This window comes from Mesorhizobium sp. dw_380 (genome assembly GCF_018588885.1).
Classification (GTDB): domain Bacteria; phylum Pseudomonadota; class Alphaproteobacteria; order Rhizobiales; family Rhizobiaceae; genus Mesorhizobium.
Genome location: NZ_JAFFIW010000005.1, coordinates 115,032 through 138,662, shown reverse-complemented (window position 1 = coordinate 138,662; position 23,631 = coordinate 115,032). Strand labels below are relative to the sequence as shown.

The window sequence follows — 23,631 nt, the reverse complement described above, 5'->3', positions numbered from 1 at the left end:
TTATTGTCAAACCGAATATAATCGAGGCGCCAATGACTGGGGCGTTACCTATGGCTGCGTCCCTGTATGAGCGTGTCCGGCGGGTGATCCCACCCGTTGAATGGCCCGCGTTCGCCGGCGATATTGAAGCCATCTTAGCGCTGAAGCGTGAGCGCAATGCGGTGGTGCTGGCGCACAATTACCAGACGCCCGAAATTTTTCATTGCGTGGCAGACATCGTCGGCGACAGCCTGGCGTTGGCCCACAAGGCGGTGACGGTCGACGCCGACATCATCGTGGTTGCCGGCGTTCATTTCATGGCCGAGACGGCAAAACTGCTCAATCCGAACAAGACCGTGCTCATCCCGGATCTCCGCGCCGGCTGCTCGCTGGCCGAATCGATCACGGCAAACGACGTGCGGCTAATGCGGCTGCGGTATCCGGGGGTCCCCGTTGTTACTTACGTCAACACTTCCGCCGCCGTAAAAGCGGAGTCCGACATCTGCTGCACGTCCGGCAACGCCAAGGCGGTGGTGGAATCGCTTGGCGTGGCGCGTGTGCTGATGCTCCCGGACGAATATCTGGCGAGGAACGTGGCAGCCGATACAGACGTAGAGATCATCGCCTGGAAAGGCCATTGCGAGGTGCATGAGCGCTTCACCGCAGCAGACATCCGGGAACTGCGCGATGCCCATCCAGGCGTCATCGTGCTGGCCCATCCAGAATGCCCACCAGACGTTGTCGCGGAGGCGGAGTTCTCCGGCTCGACCGCGGCGATGTCGGATTATGTCGAGCGTGAGAAACCGACGCGTGTCGTCCTTCTGACCGAATGTTCGATGAGCGACAACGTCGCGGTCGCGCATCCCGACGTCGAGTTCGTTCGCCCATGCAATCTGTGCCCGCACATGAAGCGCATCAACCTGGCTAACATTCGCGCCGCACTCGAGCAGAACCGGCATGAGGTCCGGATTGATCCCGAAATTGCCGGCCCCGCCCGCCGCGCGGTCGAGCGCATGCTTTCCCTATGAGTCTGGAGGTTCGCGACATCGCCGGGGCGCCGGTCGTCATCGGCGGCGGCATTGCCGGCCTGATGACGGCGCTTCATCTGGCGCCGGAACCGGTCGTGCTTTTGACCAACGCGCCGCTTGGAACCGGAGCCTGCAGTGAACTTGCCCAGGGCGGTCTTGCGGCAAGTCTCGGGGGCGACGACGGCCCAGATTTTCACCTTTGCGACACGATAGCTGCCGGCGACGGACTCTGCGATGAGGCCACGGTGCGGCGAGTGGTACGAGCTGCACCCGAAGCGATTAGGACGATCCAAAGGTTCGGCGTCGACTTCGACCAGCACCCTGACCGCGCGTTGCGACTTGGGCTCGAGGCGGCACACTCGCGACGGCGGATTGTGCATGCAGCCGGCGACGCCACCGGTCGCGAGTTGGTGCGCGCGCTCGTCGCCGCGGTTCGGCGTACAGCCTCGATCACCATTATCGAAAATGTGGAGGTCCGCCGGCTGGTCGTGCAGGACGGGTCGGTCATCGCCGTGGTCGCAGCAGGACGAGCCGGCGCGCTCGCTCTGCCCACGCGTCGCGCGGTGCTGGCGACCGGCGGCGTCGGCGGGCTGTTTTGCGACACGACAAACCCCGCTGGCTCATGGGGTCACGGGCTGGCGCTCGCCGCATGGGCGGGGGCGGAACTCGCCGACTTGGAATTCATACAGTTCCATCCAACTGCGCTCGACGGTCCGCGCCGGCCGATGCCGCTGGTGAGCGAAGCCGTGCGTGGCGAAGGCGCGGTGCTCATCGATGAGCGAGGAGAGCGCTTCCTCGCCGACACACCTGGCGGTGAACTTGCGCCTCGCGACGTCGTAGCGCGCGCCATTTGGCACCAGCTTGCCGTTGGACGCCGCGTATTCCTGGACGCACGGCAAAGTCTCGGCCCGAGATTTGGCAAGCGTTTTCCAGGCATCGCCGAATTGTGCCGGAGCGCAGGAATCGACCCCGCGACCGACGTGATCCCGGTGCGCCCGGCGGCACATTATCACATGGGCGGCGTCGCCGTAGACAGCGCCGGCCGCAGCTCCATCGAGGGATTGTGGGCCTGCGGTGAGGTGGCCTGTACCGGCCTGCACGGCGCCAACCGCCTGGCCAGCAACTCGCTCACCGAAGCGGCGGTCACCGCGAGCTGGGTTGCCGAAAGCGTTGCCGGCACGTCGTATACCCGGCGACCGCGCAGATGCTCCACATTCGTCCCTCCACGACCAGACGCTTCCGTGGTCCGCCCGATTGTCTCCGCCGCCCTGGGTATCATCCGCGACGGCGAGGCAATGCGCGAAGCGGTGGCGACCCTGCTGCCGATCGCAGCCAATAGTGTCGCTGCCTCTGGTCCGGCTTTGGTCTCACTGATGATCGCCGCGGCGGCCCTGAGGCGGGAAGAGAGTCGAGGCGCGCACTGTCGGTCCGATTTCCCGCTCCACGATGCCAACGTGCGCCCATCACGGCTCACACTGCACAGCGCAATGCGGGCCGCGGCCGCACTCGATTGCCGGGCTACCATACGGAGCACTTGATATGACTTCATTCTCCCCCCTCCCCGCGACCCTGATCGAACCGATTGTGCGCGTTGCGCTCCTCGAAGACCTGGGCAGATCCGGCGACCTGACCACCGATGCGGTTATCCCGTATGATTGCACTGCCACGTTGGTGCTCAAAGCGAGGCAGGCGGGCGTCGTTGCCGGGCTCGATCTGGTCTCGTATGCCTTCCTTCTCGTGGAACCGGCGATCAACATCCAGATCTGGCGCCCTGATGGCAGCGAGGTTGGGGCCGGGGAAACCATTGCAAGATTGTCCGGACCCGCACGAGGCCTGCTCACGGCCGAACGCACGGCCCTCAATTTCTTATGCCGGCTGAGCGGCATTGCCACTGCCACAGCGGCCATGGTTGAGGCCGTGCGCGGTCACAAGGCGAGGATTGTATCGACGCGAAAGACGACGCCCGGGCTGCGGGCATTGGAGAAATACGCCGTGCGCGTCGGCGGCGGTGCCAATCACCGGTTCGGCCTCGATGACGGCGTGCTCATAAAGGACAACCACATCGCGATCGCCGGCGATATCCGCACAGCAATAGAGCGGGCGCGCGCCGCAGCAGGGCATATGGTGAAGGTCGAGGTCGAGGTCGACACGCTGAAGCAGCTCGATGCAGCGCTCGCGATTGGTGTTGACGCGGTGCTGCTCGACAATATGTCGGTCGAGGATCTTGCCCGCGCGGTTTCTATAGTGGATGGCCGTACGATCACCGAGGCGTCCGGTCGGGTGATGCCGAAAACGGCGGCGGCGATTGCGGCGACCGGTGTCGATCTCATCTCCATGGGTTGGCTGACGCACAGCGCCCCGATCCTCGACATCGGCCTGGACATGCCGGACCACCAGAACATCTGCAAGCACTTGAACTGAGGATTACGGCGTGAGGAGCAACATCAGCTCGGCAGGCGTAGGAGGTGCTGGAAAGACGTGCCGCAGCTCGCCTTTAGCGAGTGCGCCCCAAAGCCAAGAAGGCGTACCGGACTAGCAAACAAAGGTTTGACGATGACGATTGGAATGAACTCGGAGTTCGACGTGAACCAGACCATGCAATCGGTCGATGGAACGCCTCCGCGATGGAACCGCAAAGAGGCCGAGGCCATCTACGGCATGCCATTCAACGATCTGCTGTTCCTGGCTCAGACGATCCACCGCCAGAACTTCGATCGAAACCGAGTGCAGCTGTCGCGGCTCCTTAGCATCAAGACCGGCGGGTGCCCCGAAGATTGCGGCTATTGCAGCCAGTCTGCGCATTACGAAACCGGTGTGAAGGCGTCGAAGCTGGTGGACGTCAAGCATGTCATCGACGAAGCGGCCAAGGCGCGTGATGGCGGCGCAACGCGCTATTGCATGGGCGCGGCGTGGCGAAGTCCCAAGGAGCGCGACATGGACGTTGTGGTCGCCATGATTGAGGACGTCAAGGCCCTCGGCATGGAGACCTGCATGACGCTCGGCATGCTCGATCTTGAGCAAGCTGCTCGCCTGAAGCAGGCCGGTCTCGACTACTATAACCACAACATCGATACCTCTGAGCGCTACTATGGCGAGGTTATTTCAACCAGGACTTTTGCCGACCGGCTGGAAACGCTTGGGCACGTGCGCGCGGTTGGGATGAAAGTCTGCTGCGGCGGCATTGTCGGGATGGGAGAAGAAAAGACCGATCGCATCGACATGCTGGTCACGCTCGCGAACCTGCCTGAGCCGCCGGAAAGCGTGCCGATCAACATGCTTATTCCCATCGAAGGCACGCCGCTTGCCGCGGCCGACGCCATCGATCCGATCGATTTCGTCCGCATCGTTGCGCTCGCGCGGGTGATGATGCCGAAATCCTATGTAAGGCTGTCCGCCGGCAGGACGGCGATGAGCGACGAAACGCAGGCGCTGTGCTTCTTTGCCGGGGCCAATTCGATCTTTGTCGGCGACACGCTGCTGACGGCGGGAAATCCCGGCGAGGACAAGGATACCCTTCTGTTCCGGCGCCTCGGCATTGAGCCTATGGAACTCGCCACGCAATGAAGGAGGCAATTCTTGCCCGCTATGACGCAACCTTGCGGGGACTGGGGCGCAAGGACCGGTTGCGGACGCTCGCACCGCGCGCCGGGCTCGACTTCTCGTCGAACGACTATATCGGACTTGCCGCCTCCAAAAGACTGGGCGATGCGGTTTCGACGGCGATTGCGCGGGGCACGCCAGTGGGCGCCACCGGATCGCGGCTGTTGCGCGGCAATGCACCGGAACATGAGCAACTGGAGGCGGACGCAGCGGCATTTTTCGGAGCCGAGCGTGCACTGTTCTTCGGCAGCGGCTATATCGCCAACTTCGCTCTGCTGACGGCCCTGCCGCAGAAAGGCGACCTGCTGGTCCTCGACGAGCTCGCTCATGCCAGCATGCATGAGGGTGCCCAGGTCGGGCGCGCTGAGTTCAAGCTGGCCGCGCACAACGACGTCGACGCTGTCGAGGACGCAATCACCCGCTGGCGCGCCGAAGGCGGCATGGGGCGGGTGTGGATCGCCTTAGAAAGCCTTTACAGCATGGATGGCGACCGTGCGCCGGTGGAGAGCCTGGTCGCGCTGGCTGATCGGTACCAGGCATTCATCGTCGTCGATGAAGCGCATGCCACCGGCGTCTGGGGACCGGACGGCCGGGGACTGGCCGCCGCGTATGAAGGCCGCGACAACATCGTCACGCTCCACACATGCGGCAAGGCGCTTGGCGCATCCGGCGCGCTCGTTACCGGACCGCGAACACTGTGCGACTATCTTATCAACCGGTGCCGGCCATTCATCTATGCGACCGCACCATCGCCGCTGATGGCAGTCGCGGCACGTGAGGCGCTGACTATTCTGTCTGACGAGCCTATGCGTCGTGCTCAGTTGCACGAGCGTGTCGCTTTCGCGAGCCGGCAATTGGCCGAACGCTGCGGCGTGATGCCCAGCGGTTCGCAGATCCAGCCGCTTGTGATCGGCGATAACAGCCGCACCATGGCGGTGGCGGCAGGACTGCAGGCACGCGGCTTCGACATACGCGGCATTCGCCCGCCGACAGTGCCTGAGGGTACGTCGCGCCTGCGCATTTCGCTGACTCTCAACGTCGACGAAGCCGACATTTCCGCCATGGTCGAGGCTCTCGTCGGAGTGTTGGCCACAGCATGACCAAACGCATCGTCGTCACCGGAACAGACACTGGAATTGGCAAGACAGTGTTTTCGGCCGGACTTGCCGGGCTGCTCGACGGCTTCTACTGGAAGCCGGTGCAATCGGGCCTCAACGAGGAGACCGACAGCGAGGTCGTCGCCCGGCTTTCCGGCTTGCCCGACGGACGCGTGCTGCCCGAAGTCTATCGACTGACGATGCCGCTGTCGCCGCATCGATCAGCCGAAATCGACGGCGTCGCGATCGAGGCCGACGATCTTTCATTTCCGGTCCTGCCGACACCGCTCGTCATCGAAGGCGCCGGCGGGCTGATGGTGCCGCTCAATCGACAGACAAGGTTCATTGACATATTTGAACAATGGCGGCTGCCGGTCATACTGTGCGCCCGCACCGCGCTTGGCACCATCAATCATACGCTGTTGTCGATCGAGGCCCTGAGAGCCCGCTCCATCCCGCTCATCGGCATTGCCTTCATTGGCGAAGAGGCGGCCGATACACAAAGGACAATCGTGGAATTCGGCGGCGTGCCGCAGCTGGGTAGGCTGCCGCACCTCGGTCCGCTGACGGGTGAAACGTTGAGAGATGCAATGATTTCCGGCTTCGACCTGGCCATGATTGCCGGAGGCGACTGATGGCGGAGTCTCGAGTCTGGCATCCGTTCACGCAGCACGCGCTAGAGCCCTCGGTCCCTGAAATCGTGCTGACTGAAGGCGCCTATCTCCACAAGGCCGACGGCTTCCGCATCCTCGATGCGATTTCTTCCTGGTGGGTCGTCACCCATGGCCATCGCCACCCCCGCATCATGAAGGCCATCGAGACGACCGCGTCGAGCCTCGACCAGATCATCTTCGCGGGCTTCACCCACGAGCCGGCCGAACGGCTGGCCGAGGCGCTTGTCGGCATCGCACCCGCCGGCCTCGACCGGGTGTTCTATTCCGACAGTGGCTCGACCTCAGTCGAAGTCGCGCTGAAGATGGCGCTCGGCTATTTCCGCAACATCGGCGCGCCGCGTTCGCGCATCGCCGTCATGGAGCACAGCTATCATGGCGACACGATCGGGGCGATGAGCGTCGGCGCCCGCGGCGTCTTCAACGCCGCCTATGATCCTTTGCTGTTCGAGGTCGACGCCATCCCCTTCCCGGCCGCCGGGCGCGAGCAGGAAACGCTGGATCGGTTCGAGGCCGTTAGCAGCGACCGGCGCGCAGCCGCGCTGATCGTCGAGCCGCTGGTGCTTGGCGCCGGCGGCATGCTGATGTATCCGGCCTGGGTTCTTGCCGAATTGAAGAGGATCGCCGAAGCCTCCGGCACGCTGCTGATCGCCGATGAAGTGATGACCGGCTGGGGGCGCACCGGAACCATGTTTGCCTGCGAACAGGCGTCCGTCTCGCCGGACATCTTGTGCACGTCGAAAGGTCTGACCGGTGGTACCATCCCGCTGGCCGCCACGATCGCCACCGATGCCATCTTCCACGCTCACTTTTCGGAGGATCGCAAGAAGACGTTTTTCCATTCGAGCTCCTACACCGCCAATCCGATCGCCTGCGCGGCAGCACTTGCCAATGTCGAGATCTGGCGTGACGAGCCGGTGGCCGAGCGGATCGCGGTCTTGAGCGCGAGGCAGGCCGCGGGGCTGCAACGCTTCCGGGACAATCCATATTTCACCGACTGCCGGACAACCGGCACCATCGCGGCACTCGACCTACGCACCGGCTCAGCCGGTTATCTGGCCGAGATCGGGCCAAAACTGCGCGCTTTTTTCCTTGAGCGCGGCCTGTTGGTGCGCCCGCTCGGCAATGTCCTCTATCTTCTGCCGCCCTATTGCATCACCAGCGACGAATTGGACGGGCTCTATGACGCGATAGAGGAGGCCGGCGAACGCTTCGGCTCGCGGCCATGAACCTATCGTCGCGCGTTCTCGGCTTCGGCCATCATGCGCCGGCGCGCAAGGTCGAGAACCCGGAAATCGAAGACCGGCTCGGGCTTGAGCCCGGCTGGATCGAGCGGCGCACCGGAATTCGCTCGCGCTTCTGGGCAACAGACGAAGACACGCTGTCGGGCCTTGCCGCCTCTGCCGGCGACATGGCGCTGACCAATGCCGGTATCGACCGCGGCGACGTCGGTCTACTCTTGCTCGCCACGTCGACGCCCGATCACCTTCTGCCGCCAAGCGCGCCGCTGGTCGCACATCGGCTGGGGCTAGGCCGCGCCGGAGCGATCGACCTGACCGGCGCCTGCGCCGGCTTCATCTATGCGCTGATGTTCGCCGACGGGTTCACCCGCCTGCACGGCAAAGCGAGCCTTGTCATCGCCGCCAACATCCTCAGCCACCGCATCAATTTGGCCGAGCGCGCCAGCGCCGTGCTGTTTGCCGATGCCGCCGGCGCCATGGTGATCAGTCCTTGCGATGACCCGGATCGAGGCATTCTCGGCGCTTCGGTGGATTCCGACGGCTCGCGCTACGGGCTAATCCAGATTCCCGCCGGGGGAAGCAACACTCCGTTCCATGCCGACCTCGACCTCGCGCAGACACGGATGACGATCACTGACGGCCGTGAAGTATTCAGCAAGGCCGTGGAGATGATGACCGCCTGCTCGAGAGATGCGCTCACTGCTGCCCGACTGAGGCCGCAAGACCTCAATCGTTTCGTGCCGCATCAGGCCAATGCGCGCATTTTCGACGCGGTCGGCAGGAACCTCGGCATCGCTGATCACTCGATCGTCAAGACGATCGCCGAATATGGCAACTCTTCCGCCGCGACGATCCCGCTCTCATGTCGCTGGCCCATCGGGCGCAGCCGTTTCGGCCTGGCGAGAAAGTCCTCTTGGCGGCAGCGGGTGCGGGTCTCAGCGGCGGCGCGCTTGTGGTGGGAATTTAGCAAAGCAATGCTTGCGCACAGGACTGCTCATGAATGAGACTATGAGAATGGCTCAATACGTAAATAGTCGCCGGCAAGCTCCATAGAGCTGGGTTCCGTGCGGTGCTCCGCGATGTCTAAGTATCGACCCGCTTGCTCAAATCGCAGCGCTCATCGAAGGCCAGCAATACCTCATGCAGAGCGAAAATCCTCAACCGCCCGTTTCAAAGACGCTCGCCCCATTTCGAAACAAGGTGTTTCGCTCAATTTGGGCGGCCACCCAGATTTCGAGCCTCGGTTGGCTAGTGCAAACGGTCGCCATCAGTTGGCTTATGGCAACGATTTCAGCGTCCGACCTCATGGTGGCACTCGTCCAGGCCGCATCCACATTGCCGGTGTTCTTCCTCTCAGTTTTCGCCGGAGCCATTGCCGACAACTTCAGCCGCCGGTGGGTGATGTTTGCGGGACACTGCCTGATAGCATCGGCGTCGACGACGCTGATGATTTCTGTGGGTCTGGGATTTGTCAGTCCTTGGCTGATTCTCGGGTTAGGTTTCCTGGCCGGCTGCGGCTTTGCCTTGAATGATCCGGCTTGGCACGCTTCGGTCGGCGATATCCTTCACAAACGCGACATTCCGGCCGCAGTGACGCTTATGTCCGTCGGATACAACATTGTGCGCAGCGTTGGTCCGGCCTTGGGGGGCGTGATCCTGGCCGTCTTTGGGCCGCTGGCCGCTTTCGCCTTGGCTGCGGTGAGTGATCTGGCGCCCATAAGCGCGATATGGCGCACCAAATGGGAGGTCCGCTCTTCGCCTCTCCCTCGTGAGAGAATGACGACGGCAATTCATGACGGAGTGCGCTTTACGGCGATGTCTTTGGAGATCAGGGCAGCGACCGCCCGAGCCGCTCTTTTCGGATTGGCAAGCATCTCCATTCTGGCGTTGCTCCCCCTCGTGGTCCGGGATCAGTTGAAGAGTGGGCCAATTGTCTACGGTATCTTATTGGCCGGCTTCGGCATGGGTGCTTTCATCGCGGGCATGGGCAACGGCTTCTTGAGGAAGGTCACGTCTCAAAACAGGCTGGTGGCCTTCGCCTCTGTGGCTTGTGCAGTCTGTTGCCTCTCCCTTGCCCTTACATCGTCGGTTCCTGTGGCGGCCATTTCGCTGGCGCTCGGCGGAGCGGGTTGGCTTATCACCTGGACGGGCATTGACGTGTCGGTGCAGTTGGCAAGCCCAAGGTGGGTTGTAGGCCGCACGCTCTCCATTTACTACGCCTTGAGCGCAGGCGGTATGGCTGCTGGCAGCTGGATCTGGGGTTCTGTCGCGCAAAACTATTCCTTGACCTCAGCATTGGAGGGCGCCGCAGGCGCTCTGTTGCTGGTTGCAGCAGCGGGGATCGTGTTGCCGGTCCGTCCCTGGGAAGAAACCGACCAAGAAAGTTCAGTTTTTCATCCGCCGGACGTGGCTCTCGATCTGAAACCCAGAAGTGGCCCTATCGTGGCCAAGGTCGAGTATTTGATATCGGAGGAAAATATCGAGGCCTTTCTGGGCTCCATGCGCACGCGGCGACACGTCCAGAGCCGTGCCGGTGCACGAAACTGGACGCTCCAGCGAAATCTGCAAACACCGTCACTTTGGACGGAGACATTCCGCACCCCCACCTGGATGGACTTTCTCCGCCTAAATCATCGACTCACCGCAGCAGATAAGGAAGTCGCCCAGCATCTCCTGTCACTGCATGAAGGAGAGGTGCCTCCGCAGACAGTGCTTTCGATTGAACGGACGACCGAGGCAATTCGTACCCGTACCTCGACAATCTTTTCTCGTCCTCCAAGATGACGCCATCAAGCTGCTGTCCAGGGACAGGGTGGATCACCGGTGCTTTGCAGAGCACAGCCTCACACCGAGAGCAGCGTGCTCCGGGTTGTGCGCTTTCGCGCGCACCCAGGCGAGATGATGGTGAACGCGGCGTCAAGTGGAAGTCCCCTGCATACGCTTGCGGAGTCTTCTGCGAGAGCCCATGCCGACGAGCGCCAAACAAGGTCTGATGCCTTTCGGCGTCGTGGCCTCAACTCATCGATTCGCGAGAAAAGCATCGAATGCAGCAGCAACGGCGCGAACAACAAAGCGGTGCTCCGGCCGCACGCGGATGAAGCCGTTTTCGACGTCCAGGATCCCCTCCTCAGCCAGCGTCACCAAACTCTCAACTGAATCGAGAAAACGAGCTGGTTCGATTTCGTGGGCGGCACAGATGGTCGGCACGTCGGCCTCCAAATCGCACATCAGTCGCTCGATGATCGCTGCGCGCACCCGGTCATCGTCGGTCAGACGGTGGCCCTTTGATGTCGCCAGACGTCCACTTGCGATGTGCCGAGCGTAAGAATCCCGTGTTACTTCGTTCTGAACATACCCCTCGCGGACTCGGCCAATAGCCGACGCGCCGAAGCCGATCACGGTTTTGCAAGTATCGGCCGAGTATCCCAGCGAATTACGCCGTAGGCGCCCGGTCTTCTGCGCTAGCGCAAGTTCGTCGTCCGGCGGAGCGAAATGATCGAGCCCGATCTCCCGGTAGCCAGCGGCAACCAGTGTCTCGGCGACAGCTGCAGCCTGTTCGGCGCGAAGATCACCGTCCGGTAGACCTGCCTGCTCGATTAGGCGCTGATTCTTTATCACGGAAGGAATATACGCGTATCCGAACACCGCAAGCCGGTTGGGGCGCATGGCGACCGCAGCCATCGCGGTCTGGATGCAGGACTGCACAGTCTGTTTCGATAGACCGAAGATGAGGTCGGAGTTGATATGGCCAACGCCATGCCGGCGGAGATTTTCGACTGCAGCGGCCGTCTGCACCTTACTCTGGATCCGATTGATCGCCTTTGCACATCGGGATCAAAGCTCTGCACGCCGATGCTCGCGCGGTTGACACCGTTAGCTGCCAGGGCTTCGGCCATTTCCGGTGTGAACGTTCGGGGATCGATCTCCACGGCGATCGCAGCAGTTTTGCTGAAAGCGAAGTGGCGGCGTAGAAATTCCATCAGCGCCAAGTGCTCGGCTGGCCCGATAAGGTGAGGCGTTCCGCGCCGAAATGCACATCGCTCACCGGCAGCCCTTGCCGCACTTGCTCCGACACCAAACTGATCTCCTGACGCAGCACCGCTAAATAATTAAGGATCGGGCCGTTGCGACGGATGACCGCGGTAGGGAAGCCGCAATACCAGCACATGGATCGGCAAAACGGAATGTGGAAATAGAGCGACACCGATTCGTCGGCCGGGAGGCCCCCCAGCCATTCCTCATAATCGTCAGCACCAACTGCCGCAGAGAAGTCTGGCACAGTCGGATAGATGGTATACCAAGGCGGCCGGGGGTCCCGGTACTTTGTCAGGATTGAGGTGTGCAAGGAGCTGTCATCCCACGTCGCTGATCCATCATTCTTTCGTTGCGCGCTCGTCCTGGTCTCTGACCTAAGTCAGTGCGTCCCGCTTATGTCGCAGTCTCGTTTGGACAGGATGGGGTCAACCACGCCGGGGAGCGCGCGTGCCATGGTTGCGCCTGAGGTGATGGTGCGGTGCCGCATTCAACGTCTGAGTACGTGACGCCAGTGCAGTGTGCTTGAGGCGTCTGCGGAAGAACTTTGCAATGCGAAATTCATGTCCGACGCAACGGACCTGTCAAGCCTCGTTCAGACGCCATCCAGGTCCAGCCAGCGGCCTTCCCTGCCGGCCGAAAAACCATACCGGCTTTAGCCACCGAGACGCTCTAAAGCTGACGTCGGCTCATTTGATGAAAGGAGGACGCCGCTAGGGGGTGCACAAGGTTCCCCGGCTTGACGTCGCTTCGAGCGAAGAGCGGCGGTGTGGCTTGTCGTCAAGCGCCGGGCAGCGTGCCCCCTACCGATATCCCGAAAAGATCGACCAAGATGGCCATGCCGACGCCACACGCGGTCTGGATGAGGCCGACCATGAAAATGCGATTGGCGCGTTCGTAGATGGGGCGCCGCAAGGAACTCATGTCGAGCAGCATGGACAGCGCTCTCATCTGCAGTGCGATGCCGAGCAGGATCGGCACTACGGCGAACAGATCGTAGAGTTGCCATGGCAAGGGGTTCGCGGCCCAATGAGTGAGGAAGCCGAGCGAAAAGGCAAGCAGGATACCCACGGCAGTGATTGTGCCGTTGCGGAAAATGGTCTCGATCGGTTCTTCCTTCGGATCGTGCTCGTCCAAGCGGCTTCCTTTCGTTGCTCTTTCCGTCGAGACTAAGTTCTCGAGAATGCTGTTCATCGCCAATTACTCGAGGCGAGCCGTAGGCAGCCGTTTCAGGGTGCGCTCCCTCTCGCTTCCGGCCGCGCAATGTACCTGCACGGCGAACTTACAGCGGCGAAAAGGTGCTGCGGCCACCATGCGACGCCTCGGACGTGCACGCCCTCTGTTCCTGGCGCAGCCCTTGCGGAGCGTACGCGCAGTGATCCTTCTCGGTAGCGCATGGCGCGGCCTGCGTTGCGGTCAGACGGGAAGCCGTCGCTGTTAAACGAGACTGTCACATATCGAACATGGCGAACCGTGTCGCACATTGCTTTTCGCAGTGACCCTCAAAAAAAGTGATTCCAGCGAGACGAAGGCGCGTCGGCCCGATTTTGGTGTCGGCCGCATTTACGCTTCAGGTTGGCATGTCGCTTGCTGCTCTATTTCGGAGAGCTGCAGCGGTCCGACCGGAGTGTTTCACATGTAAACGATAATGAATCTCCTAGCAAAAAACACTATTATAAGTACATGCGGCTTTTACGCTGGCTCACCTCTCGTGTCAAGCGCTTTGGCGTCCACATATTGGAGACAACACGCACAAAATTTAGAGGAAAAGCTTGCTCTTTCGCCTCTATCCTTTTTATTCCTTCATGGAGATCTAGACATGTACATCAAGAGTCCTCTTCTGGGCTTAACTGCTCTGATGACCGTTTCCGTCGGTCGAGCAGCTGGCGCCGAGCGGGAACCGGCCGAGTACATCAAGATCTGCGACGTCCTCGGCTCGGGATATTCCTATATTCCCAACACCGAGACCTGCCTGCGCATCGGCGGCTATGTCCGTTACGATATCGGCCTGGGTGACGTCCGATCGTATGACAGCGCAAGAACCTCGGACGTGAGAACTGGCGAGGACCAAGGCACTTGGCGAAACAGCACACGCTTCACGTTCAAAACTTGGACCGGCCAGCAGACCGAGCTCGGCGCGTTGACGACCTATACCGAAACCCACGTGAATTTTGGCAACAGCGCTAACTCGCATGACAGTCCTCAGAACTATGATTTCAACAGCGGCCTCGCACTGGCTTCTGCCTGGGTCGAGCTGGGAGGCCTGCGAGTTGGCAAGGAGGGGTCGGCCTTCGATACGTTTGCAAGCTACGCTGGCAACGTTCTCGATAGTATGCTCGTTCCGTCGGCCGGCTTCGACACCAACGTGGCTCAGTACCACTTCGACGCCGGCAACGGCATTTCGACTGTGATTTCGCTCGAACAAGGATCGGGCTCAGCCGGTACTATCGACAGCTATATTCCGCACGTTGTCGCCGGCTTGAAATACACGCAAGGCTGGGGCTCGATCACCGGCGTCGCGGCTTATGACAGCAATTACGAAGCTTTTGCCGGCAAGATCCGCGTCGACGTCGCTGTCACAAACCAGCTGTCGCTGTTTGGACTCTTCGGCTACGGTTCCAATGCCAGTCTCAACGAGGACTCAAACGGCGCAATTGCCAATCATGGGCGCGGCTCGTACAAAATCTGGAACGGCCAGTGGGCTTTCTGGGCGGGCGCCACTTACGAGTTTGACGAGAAAACTTCGTTCAACCTTCAGGTCTCGGGTGATCAGCTCAAGGATTCTGGTGTGGCTGCAAACGTCGCCTACATGGTCGTTCCCGGCTTCACGGTCACAGCCGAGGTCGATTACGACCACTACGGCAACTCTGGCCTCGGCCCTGCCGAGCCTACCGCCGTCAAGGGCACGAGCAAGCCGAACAGCGTCGGCGGCATTCTCCGCTTACAAGGCTCATTTTGAAATCTCTCCAGTCGCGAGCATGGCAAAGGCACTTGCCTCGACAACGCACGCATGGAGAGCTTCGTTCGCCATCTTGAAGTCTGCATCAACCGTCCACGGCCCATCGTACCAACTTGAAACTGAAAGGGATGAGCCCTGTGTACTACAGCCTAGCCCTTGACCTGCCCGATGAACCGGCCAGGGGCCGTCAGTTCAAATTCGGGGCCGTTTAGAGGGCAGTGTGAGGCCGTGTTAGGTAAGCGCCACTGCAATGTCGAGGCCGCGACACGCCTGTCGCTTTGGACGGCTGGAATTGCCCTTCGCGGCGCCATTCATTCTCTCAACATTTACGTGATAATGCACGCTGAGTCCGAGCCGCGTGGCAGCACCCATCCCAGGTCACTATCGGGGGGCCTTAAACCTGAACAGCTCCATCGTCGCGGCTGCTGCGGAAGCAGGAGCTATCACTGGGACCCGTACTGGTGCTTGTCAGCCGCTGAGCCGCTACTTCGTCTTGGGAAGAGCATTGTCCTTGCCAAAAGCCGGCCAGTATTTCGAGATTGCCAGTGTGGCGCCGGCTGAAGAGAAATGACCATAGTCGAAATATAAAAACTCTCCTCTATCGGAATAGGCGCAGCGTCCTGCGCTGCACAGGAATTTCAGCGGATCGATGAATGTGGCGCCTTTGGTAAATGAGCGCACACGTTCGTTGATGTCGGGGTCCATCGCGATCGGCCAGGACGTATCGTCCAGATTTTGGCGCTTGGCGAAGAACGCAATTTTCCGGACGTCAGTTGGGAACTGCGGAGACTGGCCGATGACAAACACGCGCACGCCCAGGGCACGAAGCGTAGCGATTGTTTGCTGAAGACCGTCGAAACCTCTGACCTCATAGTCACTCCATCTACCGCTGAGGATAACCGTCTTGATGTCCGCTTCCAAGATGACGTCCAAGGCCTTGCGATTGAACCGGACACAATCAAGACGATCGTAAGGGTAGTAATAGAGTATCGGCGCGCAGCTGGCGTACGTATATTCAACGATGTTCGCCTGCAATCGATTTATGTTAGCACCCAAGCCGGAAACATAGTGCGCGGCGAAGGAGTCGCCCCACAAAAAAACCGTTGTTGGAAAACCGCTGGTGCGCGTGCAATCCTCCATATTCCAGCTTTCGATCCGGCTGGTGCCCTCGTTGAAACAGATGCCATTCCTCCAGTCCCCGACGGAAATGCGCCGCTGGACATAGTCCGGAAACCGTTGCGGAAAGCCGTTGCCGAGCGCCCCCGCCGCTCCGCCGGCACAAAGGACAACGATCGCGAGCGCTGAAAAGGCGAAGATAGGCCCCGGGGAGGTGAAGGCCCTCTTCTGTCGAAACGGCTGCTCTACAAACTTCCAGGAGAATGCAGCCAATGCGAGGCTTGCCACCAACATCGCACCGGTCATCAACGGATCGAGTTTTTGGAACGAAAGATAGTGCGCGAACGCATTGAGAGGCCAGTGAACAAGATACAACGAATACGAGATGAGCCCAATCCAGACCAGCGGCCGGACTTCGAGCATGCGGGTGGCGACCGTCGAGGGGGTATTTTGGCCAACATAGATCAGAAGGGCCGTTCCGATGCATGGATACAAGGCGTTGTAGCCTGGGAACGGATCACTCGCCGAAATCGCGAAGAACCCGATGGCGAGAAGGCCAAATCCGGCCACCCCCACCGACTCCATCAGGAATCGGTTGCCCAGCGGCGAGGGGCATTTGAGCATGAGCAGGGCGCCCAACATGAGTTCCCAGATTCGGGTCGGCAGCAGATAGAATCCGGCGGTGGGTGCCAGCGATGTCGCCATCACCGCCACTACGAAGCTGCAGAGAATTATCGGAAGAAGTGTCGTCAGCCAGCGCTTCCCGATGTAGCGATAGATTAGGAACATCAGGATTGGTGCGAAGATGTAGTACTGCTCCGCTACGGAAAGCGGCCAAGTGTGCAACAGTGGTAGAAGCGCGGCATCGATAGAGAAGTAACTTGACGTTTTCCAGAAGAAAACGTTCGACCAGAAGGTCGAGGTAGCTATGATGCTAAGACTGAATCCGCGCAGATCCGGTGGCAGAAGAATGAACAATGCCGCAATGCAGGTGAGAAGCATCACAAAGACGAGCGCCGGCAGAATGCGCCGGGCACGGCGCCAGTAGAAGTTGACGATGGAAAATTGGCCGCGTTCAAGGTCATCCAGGAGGCTTCCGCTGGTTAGGTAGCCGGAGATGACGAAGAAGATATCGACCCCGCTAAAGCCACCCGGGATCGCCGAAATTCCGAAATGAAAGAGTACGACCGGAAGTACAGCAACGGCCCTAAGGCCCTCGATATAGCGCCTATATTGCATCCAGCGGTTCCTTTTATTTTAATCAGGACGCGATTGGAAGCTTTCAATCTCCGGTAGGAGTGCTGCCGAGATAAGGGCGGTATCAGCCACCTTTATCCGTCCCGAATGCTCTGTAAGTTGCAACTGGTACAGAAGCACGATCGCCATCGCCGGCCTTGACGGCCTGATTGTCGAGCAGATCGCGCGGATCGTTGACCATCACGGCCAGGTTATGTCCTGTCGAACAACCAAGCGGCTGTTTGAAGGATTCTTCATTGGGTAAGGCACCATATGAGGGACAGACCGGCGGACGGGCGTGATAGACAATCGCCTCAATTCGCACTGAGCCGGCGTCGTGTTGATCGCGCAATTGAATGTTGTCTTCTTCGATTGCCAACTGCCTGGCCTGATGGGCTACCCCTGTGCTGAGCTGGGGCGAACCGCTGATGAGGAGGTGGATGGCATCGAACCGGCCGCGACTGGCCTTGTCTAGGAAAACACGCAAACGCTGCCGTTCGGAAGCGCGCAGGCTTTGCAACCTCAGGACGGTGGTCTCCTCTCGGACAAGCATTGGTGCCGATGGTTCGACATCAACTGGCGTAGTGCTTGTGCAGCCACTTACGCTTGGTGCCAGAGCGACAAAGAGGATTATAAAACGCAACATCTTTGGATGACACTATTCGATGATGAAGCCGAGACCGCCCTGGGCGCTTGGCGCGCCCGCACGGATAGCAGCGCGGTCTCGCGGGGGACTTGTCACGGAATTCGTCGGAGCGCCCCCTCCGTTCAAAGCCGGTGCCGCCCGCTCGGTCGGTGCGCTCATCTGGTTTGGGTTGGAGCCTGGTCTTACAATGTAAGGCGTAACTAGAATGACCAGTTCTGACTCCTCTTTTTGAAACGAGGTCGAGCGAAAAAGCGGTCCCAGGATCGGCAGTTCTCCGAGCCAGGGAAAGGCCCTGACATCATTGTTGACGTTCCGCCTGATTAGACCGCCGATTGCGAAGCTCTGGCCGCTGGCGAGTTCGACGACCGTATCGGCTCGGCGCGTGGAAACTGCCGGCACGGAAATTCCGTTGATTTGCACGGCACCTTGCGTCGACAGTTCACTGACTTCGGGCGTTACGTGAATGTTGATTTGATTGTTGCTGAGAACTGTCGGCACAAATTCCAGACTGACGCCGAAGTGACGGAATTCAACCGATACCTGCCTGTTTTCCTGCAGGACAGGAATGGGAAATTCGCCGCCCGCGAGAAAGCTGGCCTTTTCACCCGACATAGCGGTGAGGTTCGGCTCAGCCAGGACGGAAGCTATATGCTCCTTGGCGAGCGCGTCGAGAACCGCGCTGACGTTGACGGCACCGTTGTCGAATCCGATTTCTGCTGTACCGCCACCCTGGGTTGAACCAGACCCAGCGCTTGCAGCGCTTCCGCTTAGAACGCCCACTTTGAAATTGCCGATTTGACCGAAGGCGGACAAGTTGACGCCGAGTGACTTCATGGCGCTGCGTGAGACTTCGGCTACGCGCACGCTGAGGTTAACTTGCAGGGATCCAGCGACCTTGATGTTGTTGACGACTTGCGCTCCGTCGCCCAGATATTGCTCAGTGACTCTTTTTGCGGTGTCGGCGACCTCTGCGTCGGGCGCCGTCCCGCTAAGGATTGCGCCGCGCGGCGTATAGTTGACGCGGATGGGATAGTCGCCGACCTGCTCCCGCAACATGGCGCGTAAATCCCCGATCGGTTGCGTGACAACGATACGCAATTCGGCGAGAGGCTCGCCATTGCCATCCAAGGCGAATAGGCTGGTCCGCCCCGATTTCTTGCCAAAGACGAAGATTGTTTTGCTCGATGGCGCCTGAAAATCCGCGATCGTGGGGTCAGCAACAAAGATGGTCGTGGCTGGCGCGGGCAGATGAACGGTCTCCCCGAGCGAAGAGGAAAGGGTCAGCGTGGCGTTGATGCTATTCGAAGCCGCATGCGGCGGGCCTTTGTCCGGCTTGTTTTGCGCCGCGACACCAAGTGGGAAAGTCACAATAAGCGCGCAGAGGAGATGGCCCAGGTAACGGGGCACTGCAGGTCTTGTAACCTTGTTGGCGATCGCCCGCCAATTGGGCGCAGGGCAAGGATGTTGAAGGATCAGCAAAATAGATCTTCTTTCGATTCGACAAACTATGCGGACGAGGCGTCAGTCAATTCTAGGATGTAACCAATGCCTCGGATGGTCTTGATCCGTGGCGTTGCACCTGATCTGGTCAGATGTCCCCGTAAACGATAAATTCCGACTTCAAGCGCGTTGGCAGACACGTCGTCGTTGAATGAATAGAGGTGATCTTCCAATTGCGCACGGGGCACGATGCGGCCTGCCCGGTTAAGCAGGTGCTCTAGAATACAGAGTTCGCGACGTGCGATCATCATTGGGTGCCCATCAACGAAAACCTGGCGGGCGACCGGATCAAAGTCGAGATTGCCAAATACGAGCCTCAGGTCGGTCATCTGTGTCGCCCGGCGCAGAATGGCTCTCATTCTGGCAATAAGCTCATCGGTAGAGATGGGTTTGAGCAGAAAGTCGTCCGCACCTCCGTTGAAGATCGCAATTCGCTTATCGAGATCGTTAAGGCTGCTCATAATGACGGCAGGAACTGAATGCCCGTGGGTCCTCAACTGCCTCAGCCAACCCAAGCCATCGCCATCTGGCAGAGCCAATTCCAGCAGGAGAATTTCATAGCTGGCGCAAGAAAATGCACTCGAAGCCAGTTCCAGAGTACCAACGACATCAACGACGAAGCCGCCATCCCCGAGCGCAAGTCGCATGGCGCGCGCAAGATCCGCATGATGATCCACGAGCAGCGTTCGCATTTCATCTCCTCTCGAAGAGGGACGGCCCATCGAACGCGTCACCGGCGGCCATCTGATCGGAGCACACGGCGCGCAACTCGTCGCAGCTCTCGGAACTGGTCCGAGTCGGAGGGACATGCAAGTCGCTCGGTGGCAATAGGCGCGGGTGAGGACCAACTGACGGGCTCAAATACGCCGGTCGGCGAACCCACGAGGCCAGCAACCCGCGTGCGATTTCTCGTTGCATCATCTCTCCTACGTGCAGCCCCTGCGCTCGCAAGGCAGCGTCGCGGCTCAGAGCCCGATTCCCACAGAGGGTAGGGTTAGCTTTCGAGAAACTGATTGAACAAATCGATTATTTGGATCGAATGCATCCACGGGATGGATGCAGCGCACCATCTTCAACGACTGCGGCGTCCTGATGCACTGTTGTGTCTGTCGTGCTCTGCTTTTTTCGCTGTCCTTCAAGGCTGGCGAGCCTGGTGGAACCTGCGCGTCATTGGCTTGGTAGCTTGAATGCTTAACAACGGAGCGCCCTGCGCAAAGCCGCTCTCATTTCCAAAAAGCCTTGCAATTGGTTGGAGCACTTCGCGCTCGACACCAAAATAGGCGAGGAAAACTGACGTCTGACAGGGATGTACATGCAACAGCCGATTTGCGGCACCAGCAAACGACCGCGTTCAGGCTGAAGATCGACGACCAACGGCTCCTCGATTTCCGCACTGACCGCTTTTACAAGCTCTTCCTGTGCGGGCGGATGCCGGCAAACAGCAGCACAGGGTCAGCGAAACCGGGAGCGGGCCTGCTTGGTCGCCATGATCACATTGCCGCTGTCGCGCGTGCGGAGCGGAATGCAATCGGTCCAGCCGGCGGCAATCCGGTCAGCACCATCGTCTGCACGAAGCTCCCTGACGAAGACGTGCCCGAATGCGCTCAACAAAGCCGGGCGGCGGATCTTTCCAATCGCCGAAGGTGCGGGCTGGCACCGAGCGGCGAACTGCGAACTCATTCCTGCCCGGCGGCGCTGGCCGCCGCGAGCGTCGATGCGGACCCAGCCGCTCCGAATCCTCCCACAACACGATGAGCGCGTCGCGGACATCGCTGCCGTAACAGCGGCTGCGGCTCTTGCCCGCAGACGGCCTCTGCTCACGACGGTTCATAAGACGGATCGCGCGCTTGCGAATAATAGCCGGTTACCGCCTCGAACTCATCCAGAATGCGCCGCTTGTCAACGCCGCAATAAAGCTCCACGATCGCCGCTTCACCGTGTCGCCATGCTGAGCCGCGCCATCCTTCCCCCGAACCGGAATGGCACGACCTGTCCATCCCCTTTGGAACAGGACACTATTGGTAACATTTTGCTTGAGGCAATGCGGCTCGTTGCCTTCCTTTTCGCTGACCGGAAGGGTACCGGAAGTCGTCTATCGCATCTTACCCGCTGAAAGCGGCAACACCTCGACCTCAATCGCAGATCATAGGAAATAGACGATCGCGTCGGGGCCTCAGCATCGGTTCACCGGGTTTCCGTCATCGACTGAAGCGAATTGCCCCATCGACCGTCACCGGGTGGGCCGCGATACGTCGCCGTGTATGATTAGCGAGCGCACGTAGCGGAGCCATAGCTCTCCACCCAGCCATGTTCCCCTAGTTGGAAAATGTCCGGCGGACCAGAGGTGCTGTCGTCAGCTTTTCCTGAATAGCGGCCAAGGCAATCCCTACCAGTCCATCACCACCTTGCCGGAACTGCCGCTCTTCATCGCATCGAAACCGATCTGAAAATCGTCGATGCCGATGCGGTGGGTGATCAGGCCGGAGACATCCAGCGGACCCTGCACAAGCGCGATCATCTTGTACCAGGTTTCGAACATCTCGCGGCCGTAGATGCCTTTGAGATGCAGCATCTTGAAGATGACCTTGTTCCAGTCGATCTCGAAGCCGGTCGGCGCGATGCCCAGAATGGCGATCTTGCCGCCATTGTTCATGGTGTCGATCATATCGCGGAAAGCGGGGGCGGCGCCTGACATTTCGAGCCCGACGTCGAACCCCTCGGTCATGCCGAGCACCGGCATGACGTCGCGCAGCTTCTCCTTCGAGGCGTCGACGACATGCTGGACGCCGAGTTTCTTGGCTAGCGCCAGCCGCACCGGGTTGATGTCAGTGATGACCGCTTTGCGCGCGCCGACGCATTGCGCGACGAGCGCGCCCATGATGCCGATCGGCCCGGCGCCGGTCACCAGCACATCCTCGCCGACCAGATCAAATGACAATGCGGTGTGAACGGCATTGCCCAGCGGATCGAAGATCGCGGCGATCTCGTCGGGCACATCGTCGGGGATCGGCACGACATTGTGCTGCGGGATCGCCAGATACTCACCGAAAGCGCCGGGACGGTTGACGCCGACGCCGAGCGTGTTGCGGCACAGATGCCCTCGCCCGGCGCGACAGTTGCGGCAATGGCCGCAGACGATGTGGCCTTCGCCCGATACACGCTGGCCGACCTTGTATTCGGTGACCGCTGCGCCGAAATCGGCAACGGTGCCGACGAATTCATGGCCCGTCACCATCGGCACCGGCACCGTCTTCTGCGCCCACTGGTCCCAATTGTAGATGTGCACGTCGGTGCCGCAGATCGCCGTCTTCTTGATCTTGATCAGCACGTCGTTGGGGCCGATTTCCGGCACCGGCACCTCTTCCATCCAGATGCCCGGTTCGGCCTTGGCCTTCACAAGCGCCTTCATCATGTTCGACATCAGGATTTCCCTATTCCGTGATTGCGCTTCTGGCGAGATAGCCTGCACAACGGGAAGGTAGGCCACTAACTCGTTTGAACGTCCGGAATGGTCAGCCCCGCCTGCTCGGCCTCGCGGCGCAAATTCTGACGGAGCCTGGGGCCGATCTGCTGGATCACCAATCCGGCTGCCAGTGAGCCAAGGTCGCCGCAAGTCTGCAGGTCGCGGCCTTGCGTGTAGCCATGCAGGAAGCCGGCGGCATAGAGATCGCCGGCGCCCGTCGTGTCGACCAGTTCCTTGATGGCGGTCGCCTTGATCACCACGGTCTCGTCGCCGCGCACGATCACCGAGCCTTTTTCCGAGCGGGTGACGGCGGCGATCCGGCAATCCTTGCGGATCTGCGCCAGCGCCTCGTCGAACGACGATGTCTGGTAGAGCGACTTGATCTCGTGGCTGTTGGCAAAGACGATGTCGACCGTGCCCGAGCGCATCAGGTCGAGGAATTCGTCGCGGTAGCGGTCGACGCAGAACGAATCCGACAGTGTCATCGACACTTCTCGGCCTGCCGCGTGCGCCAGCTTCGCCGTCTGGCGGATTGCCTCCTTGGCGCGCGGCGGGTCCCACAGATAGCCTTCGAAATAGGTGACCTTGGCGCCGGACGCCTTGTCGGCCTCGACATCCTCCGGTCCGAGCTCGACGCAGGCGCCGAGATAGGTGTTCATCGAGCGCTCGCCGTCGGGCGTGACGAAGATCATCGAGCGCGCCGTCGGCGGCTCACCCTTGAGCGGCGTGGTGTCGAAGGCGACGCCCTGCGCATGGATGTCGTGGGCGTAGATTTCGCCCAGCGCATCGTTGGAGACCTTGCCGAAGAAGGCGGCGCGGCCGCCAAAGCTGGCGACGCCGGCCGCCGTGTTGCCGGCGCTGCCGCCGGAGGCCTCGATCGCCGGGCCCATGCGGCTGTAGAGCAGTTCGGCGCGTTGTGTGTCGATGAGGTTCATCGCGCCCTTGATGATGCCGTTGGTCTCGAGGAATACCTCGTCGCACTGGGCGATGATGTCGACAATGGCATTGCCGATGCAAAGCACGTCATAATCCGGCATCAAAATCTCCGCCAAAACCCGAGCCG

At 60.4% G+C, this 23,631-nt stretch carries 16 protein-coding genes and 2 pseudogenes; 10 read left to right on the top strand and 8 right to left on the bottom strand.

All coding sequences use genetic code 11. The features are described 5' to 3' along the window. Positions 1-32 precede the first annotated feature (32 nt). From nadA to JT360_RS06785, 9 genes and pseudogenes are all read left to right on the top strand, one after another. Positions 33-1,007 carry a quinolinate synthase NadA gene (gene nadA / locus JT360_RS06825; protein WP_095486074.1) on the top strand — a complete coding sequence of 325 codons (975 nt, stop codon included), beginning with the start codon at positions 33-35 and terminating at the stop codon, positions 1,005-1,007. Next, positions 1,004-2,545 (top strand): L-aspartate oxidase, encoded by a 1,542-nt coding sequence (locus JT360_RS06820; protein ID WP_127330663.1) that lies wholly within the window; start codon positions 1,004-1,006, stop codon positions 2,543-2,545. The genes nadA and JT360_RS06820 overlap by 4 nt, the downstream gene beginning before the upstream one ends. Position 2,546: 1 nt before the next feature. Next, a complete protein-coding gene (gene nadC / locus JT360_RS06815) occupies positions 2,547-3,428 on the top strand; it encodes a carboxylating nicotinate-nucleotide diphosphorylase (RefSeq protein WP_024505570.1) in 882 nt (293 codons plus the stop codon). A gap of 174 nt (positions 3,429-3,602) precedes the next feature. Beyond that, positions 3,603-4,571 (top strand): biotin synthase BioB, encoded by a 969-nt coding sequence (bioB, locus tag JT360_RS06810; RefSeq protein ID WP_245463568.1) that lies wholly within the window; start codon positions 3,603-3,605, stop codon positions 4,569-4,571. After that, positions 4,568-5,707, top strand: a complete 1,140-nt coding sequence (locus JT360_RS06805; RefSeq protein ID WP_127319498.1) for an 8-amino-7-oxononanoate synthase — start codon at positions 4,568-4,570, stop codon at positions 5,705-5,707. The genes bioB and JT360_RS06805 overlap by 4 nt, the downstream gene beginning before the upstream one ends. Then, entirely contained in the window at positions 5,704-6,339 is a 636-nt protein-coding gene (gene bioD / locus JT360_RS06800; protein WP_214470764.1) for a dethiobiotin synthase, read from the top strand. Before JT360_RS06805 ends, bioD begins: the two co-directional genes overlap by 4 nt. Next, positions 6,339-7,604: an adenosylmethionine--8-amino-7-oxononanoate transaminase gene (locus JT360_RS06795; RefSeq protein WP_127248564.1), complete on the top strand. Its 1,266-nt coding sequence runs from the start codon at positions 6,339-6,341 to the stop codon at positions 7,602-7,604. The genes bioD and JT360_RS06795 overlap by 1 nt, the downstream gene beginning before the upstream one ends. Next, a pseudogene (gene bioZ / locus JT360_RS06790) lies at positions 7,601-8,583 on the top strand (3-oxopimeloyl-[acyl-carrier-protein] synthase BioZ). The gene JT360_RS06795 and the pseudogene bioZ overlap by 4 nt, the downstream one beginning before the upstream one ends. A gap of 173 nt (positions 8,584-8,756) precedes the next feature. Next, on the top strand, positions 8,757-10,400 hold the full coding sequence (locus JT360_RS06785) for an MFS transporter (protein ID WP_024505576.1): 1,644 nt from the start codon (positions 8,757-8,759) through the stop codon (positions 10,398-10,400). Positions 10,401-10,634: 234 nt separating this feature from the next. Here the strand turns inward: JT360_RS06785 and hemN are convergent. Further along, a pseudogene (hemN, locus tag JT360_RS06780) lies at positions 10,635-11,961 on the bottom strand (oxygen-independent coproporphyrinogen III oxidase). A gap of 467 nt (positions 11,962-12,428) precedes the next feature. Continuing rightward, the gene (locus JT360_RS06775) at positions 12,429-12,785 is read right to left on the bottom strand and encodes a hypothetical protein (RefSeq protein WP_024505577.1); all 357 of its coding nucleotides are present in this window, start codon (positions 12,783-12,785) and stop codon (positions 12,429-12,431) included. Positions 12,786-13,467: 682 nt separating this feature from the next. Between JT360_RS06775 and JT360_RS06770 the strand changes: the two genes are divergently transcribed. Next, positions 13,468-14,607 carry a porin gene (locus JT360_RS06770; RefSeq protein ID WP_214470763.1) on the top strand — a complete coding sequence of 380 codons (1,140 nt, stop codon included), beginning with the start codon at positions 13,468-13,470 and terminating at the stop codon, positions 14,605-14,607. Between the two features lie 483 nt (positions 14,608-15,090). Here JT360_RS06770 and JT360_RS06765 read toward each other — a convergent pair whose 3' ends face one another. The 6 genes from JT360_RS06765 to JT360_RS06740 form a co-directional block, all read right to left on the bottom strand. Further along, positions 15,091-16,962 carry an acyltransferase family protein gene (locus tag JT360_RS06765; protein ID WP_126080682.1) on the bottom strand — a complete coding sequence of 624 codons (1,872 nt, stop codon included), beginning with the start codon at positions 16,960-16,962 and terminating at the stop codon, positions 15,091-15,093. Positions 16,963-17,044: 82 nt separating this feature from the next. Further along, on the bottom strand, positions 17,045-17,605 hold the full coding sequence (locus tag JT360_RS06760) for a CpaD family pilus assembly lipoprotein (protein ID WP_127319504.1): 561 nt from the start codon (positions 17,603-17,605) through the stop codon (positions 17,045-17,047). A 12-nt stretch (positions 17,606-17,617) separates the two neighbouring features. Next, complete coding sequence (locus JT360_RS06755; protein ID WP_502703040.1) at positions 17,618-19,084, bottom strand: type II and III secretion system protein family protein; 1,467 nt, start codon at positions 19,082-19,084, stop codon at positions 17,618-17,620. Positions 19,085-19,110: 26 nt separating this feature from the next. Beyond that, positions 19,111-19,797, bottom strand: a complete 687-nt coding sequence (locus JT360_RS06750) for a response regulator (protein WP_024505585.1) — start codon at positions 19,795-19,797, stop codon at positions 19,111-19,113. 1,694 nt (positions 19,798-21,491) lie between these two features. Continuing rightward, complete coding sequence (tdh, locus tag JT360_RS06745; protein ID WP_214470762.1) at positions 21,492-22,526, bottom strand: L-threonine 3-dehydrogenase; 1,035 nt, start codon at positions 22,524-22,526, stop codon at positions 21,492-21,494. Positions 22,527-22,591: 65 nt separating this feature from the next. After that, positions 22,592-23,605: an adenosine kinase gene (locus tag JT360_RS06740; RefSeq protein WP_214470761.1), complete on the bottom strand. Its 1,014-nt coding sequence runs from the start codon at positions 23,603-23,605 to the stop codon at positions 22,592-22,594. Between the last annotated feature and the right edge of the window lie 26 nt (positions 23,606-23,631).

Excerpts from the sequence above, each read along its gene's own strand:
- JT360_RS06795 (WP_127248564.1), top strand. The coding sequence starts at position 6,339 with ATGGCGGAGTCTCGAGTCTGGCATCCGTTCACGCAGCACGCGCTAGAG.
- JT360_RS06740 (WP_214470761.1), bottom strand. The coding sequence starts at position 23,605 with ATGCCGGATTATGACGTGCTTTGCATCGGCAATGCCATTGTCGACATC.
- bioB (WP_245463568.1), top strand. The coding sequence starts at position 3,603 with ATGCAATCGGTCGATGGAACGCCTCCGCGATGGAACCGCAAAGAGGCC.
- nadC (WP_024505570.1), top strand. The coding sequence starts at position 2,547 with ATGACTTCATTCTCCCCCCTCCCCGCGACCCTGATCGAACCGATTGTG.
- bioD (WP_214470764.1), top strand. The coding sequence starts at position 5,704 with ATGACCAAACGCATCGTCGTCACCGGAACAGACACTGGAATTGGCAAG.
- JT360_RS06820 (WP_127330663.1), top strand. The coding sequence starts at position 1,004 with ATGAGTCTGGAGGTTCGCGACATCGCCGGGGCGCCGGTCGTCATCGGC.
- JT360_RS06750 (WP_024505585.1), bottom strand. The coding sequence starts at position 19,797 with ATGCGAACGCTGCTCGTGGATCATCATGCGGATCTTGCGCGCGCCATG.
- nadA (WP_095486074.1), top strand. The coding sequence starts at position 33 with ATGACTGGGGCGTTACCTATGGCTGCGTCCCTGTATGAGCGTGTCCGG.
- JT360_RS06760 (WP_127319504.1), bottom strand. The coding sequence starts at position 17,605 with ATGTTGCGTTTTATAATCCTCTTTGTCGCTCTGGCACCAAGCGTAAGT.
- tdh (WP_214470762.1), bottom strand. The coding sequence starts at position 22,526 with ATGTCGAACATGATGAAGGCGCTTGTGAAGGCCAAGGCCGAACCGGGC.
- JT360_RS06770 (WP_214470763.1), top strand. The coding sequence starts at position 13,468 with ATGTACATCAAGAGTCCTCTTCTGGGCTTAACTGCTCTGATGACCGTT.
- JT360_RS06765 (WP_126080682.1), bottom strand. The coding sequence starts at position 16,962 with ATGCAATATAGGCGCTATATCGAGGGCCTTAGGGCCGTTGCTGTACTT.
- JT360_RS06785 (WP_024505576.1), top strand. The coding sequence starts at position 8,757 with ATGCAGAGCGAAAATCCTCAACCGCCCGTTTCAAAGACGCTCGCCCCA.
- JT360_RS06805 (WP_127319498.1), top strand. The coding sequence starts at position 4,568 with ATGAAGGAGGCAATTCTTGCCCGCTATGACGCAACCTTGCGGGGACTG.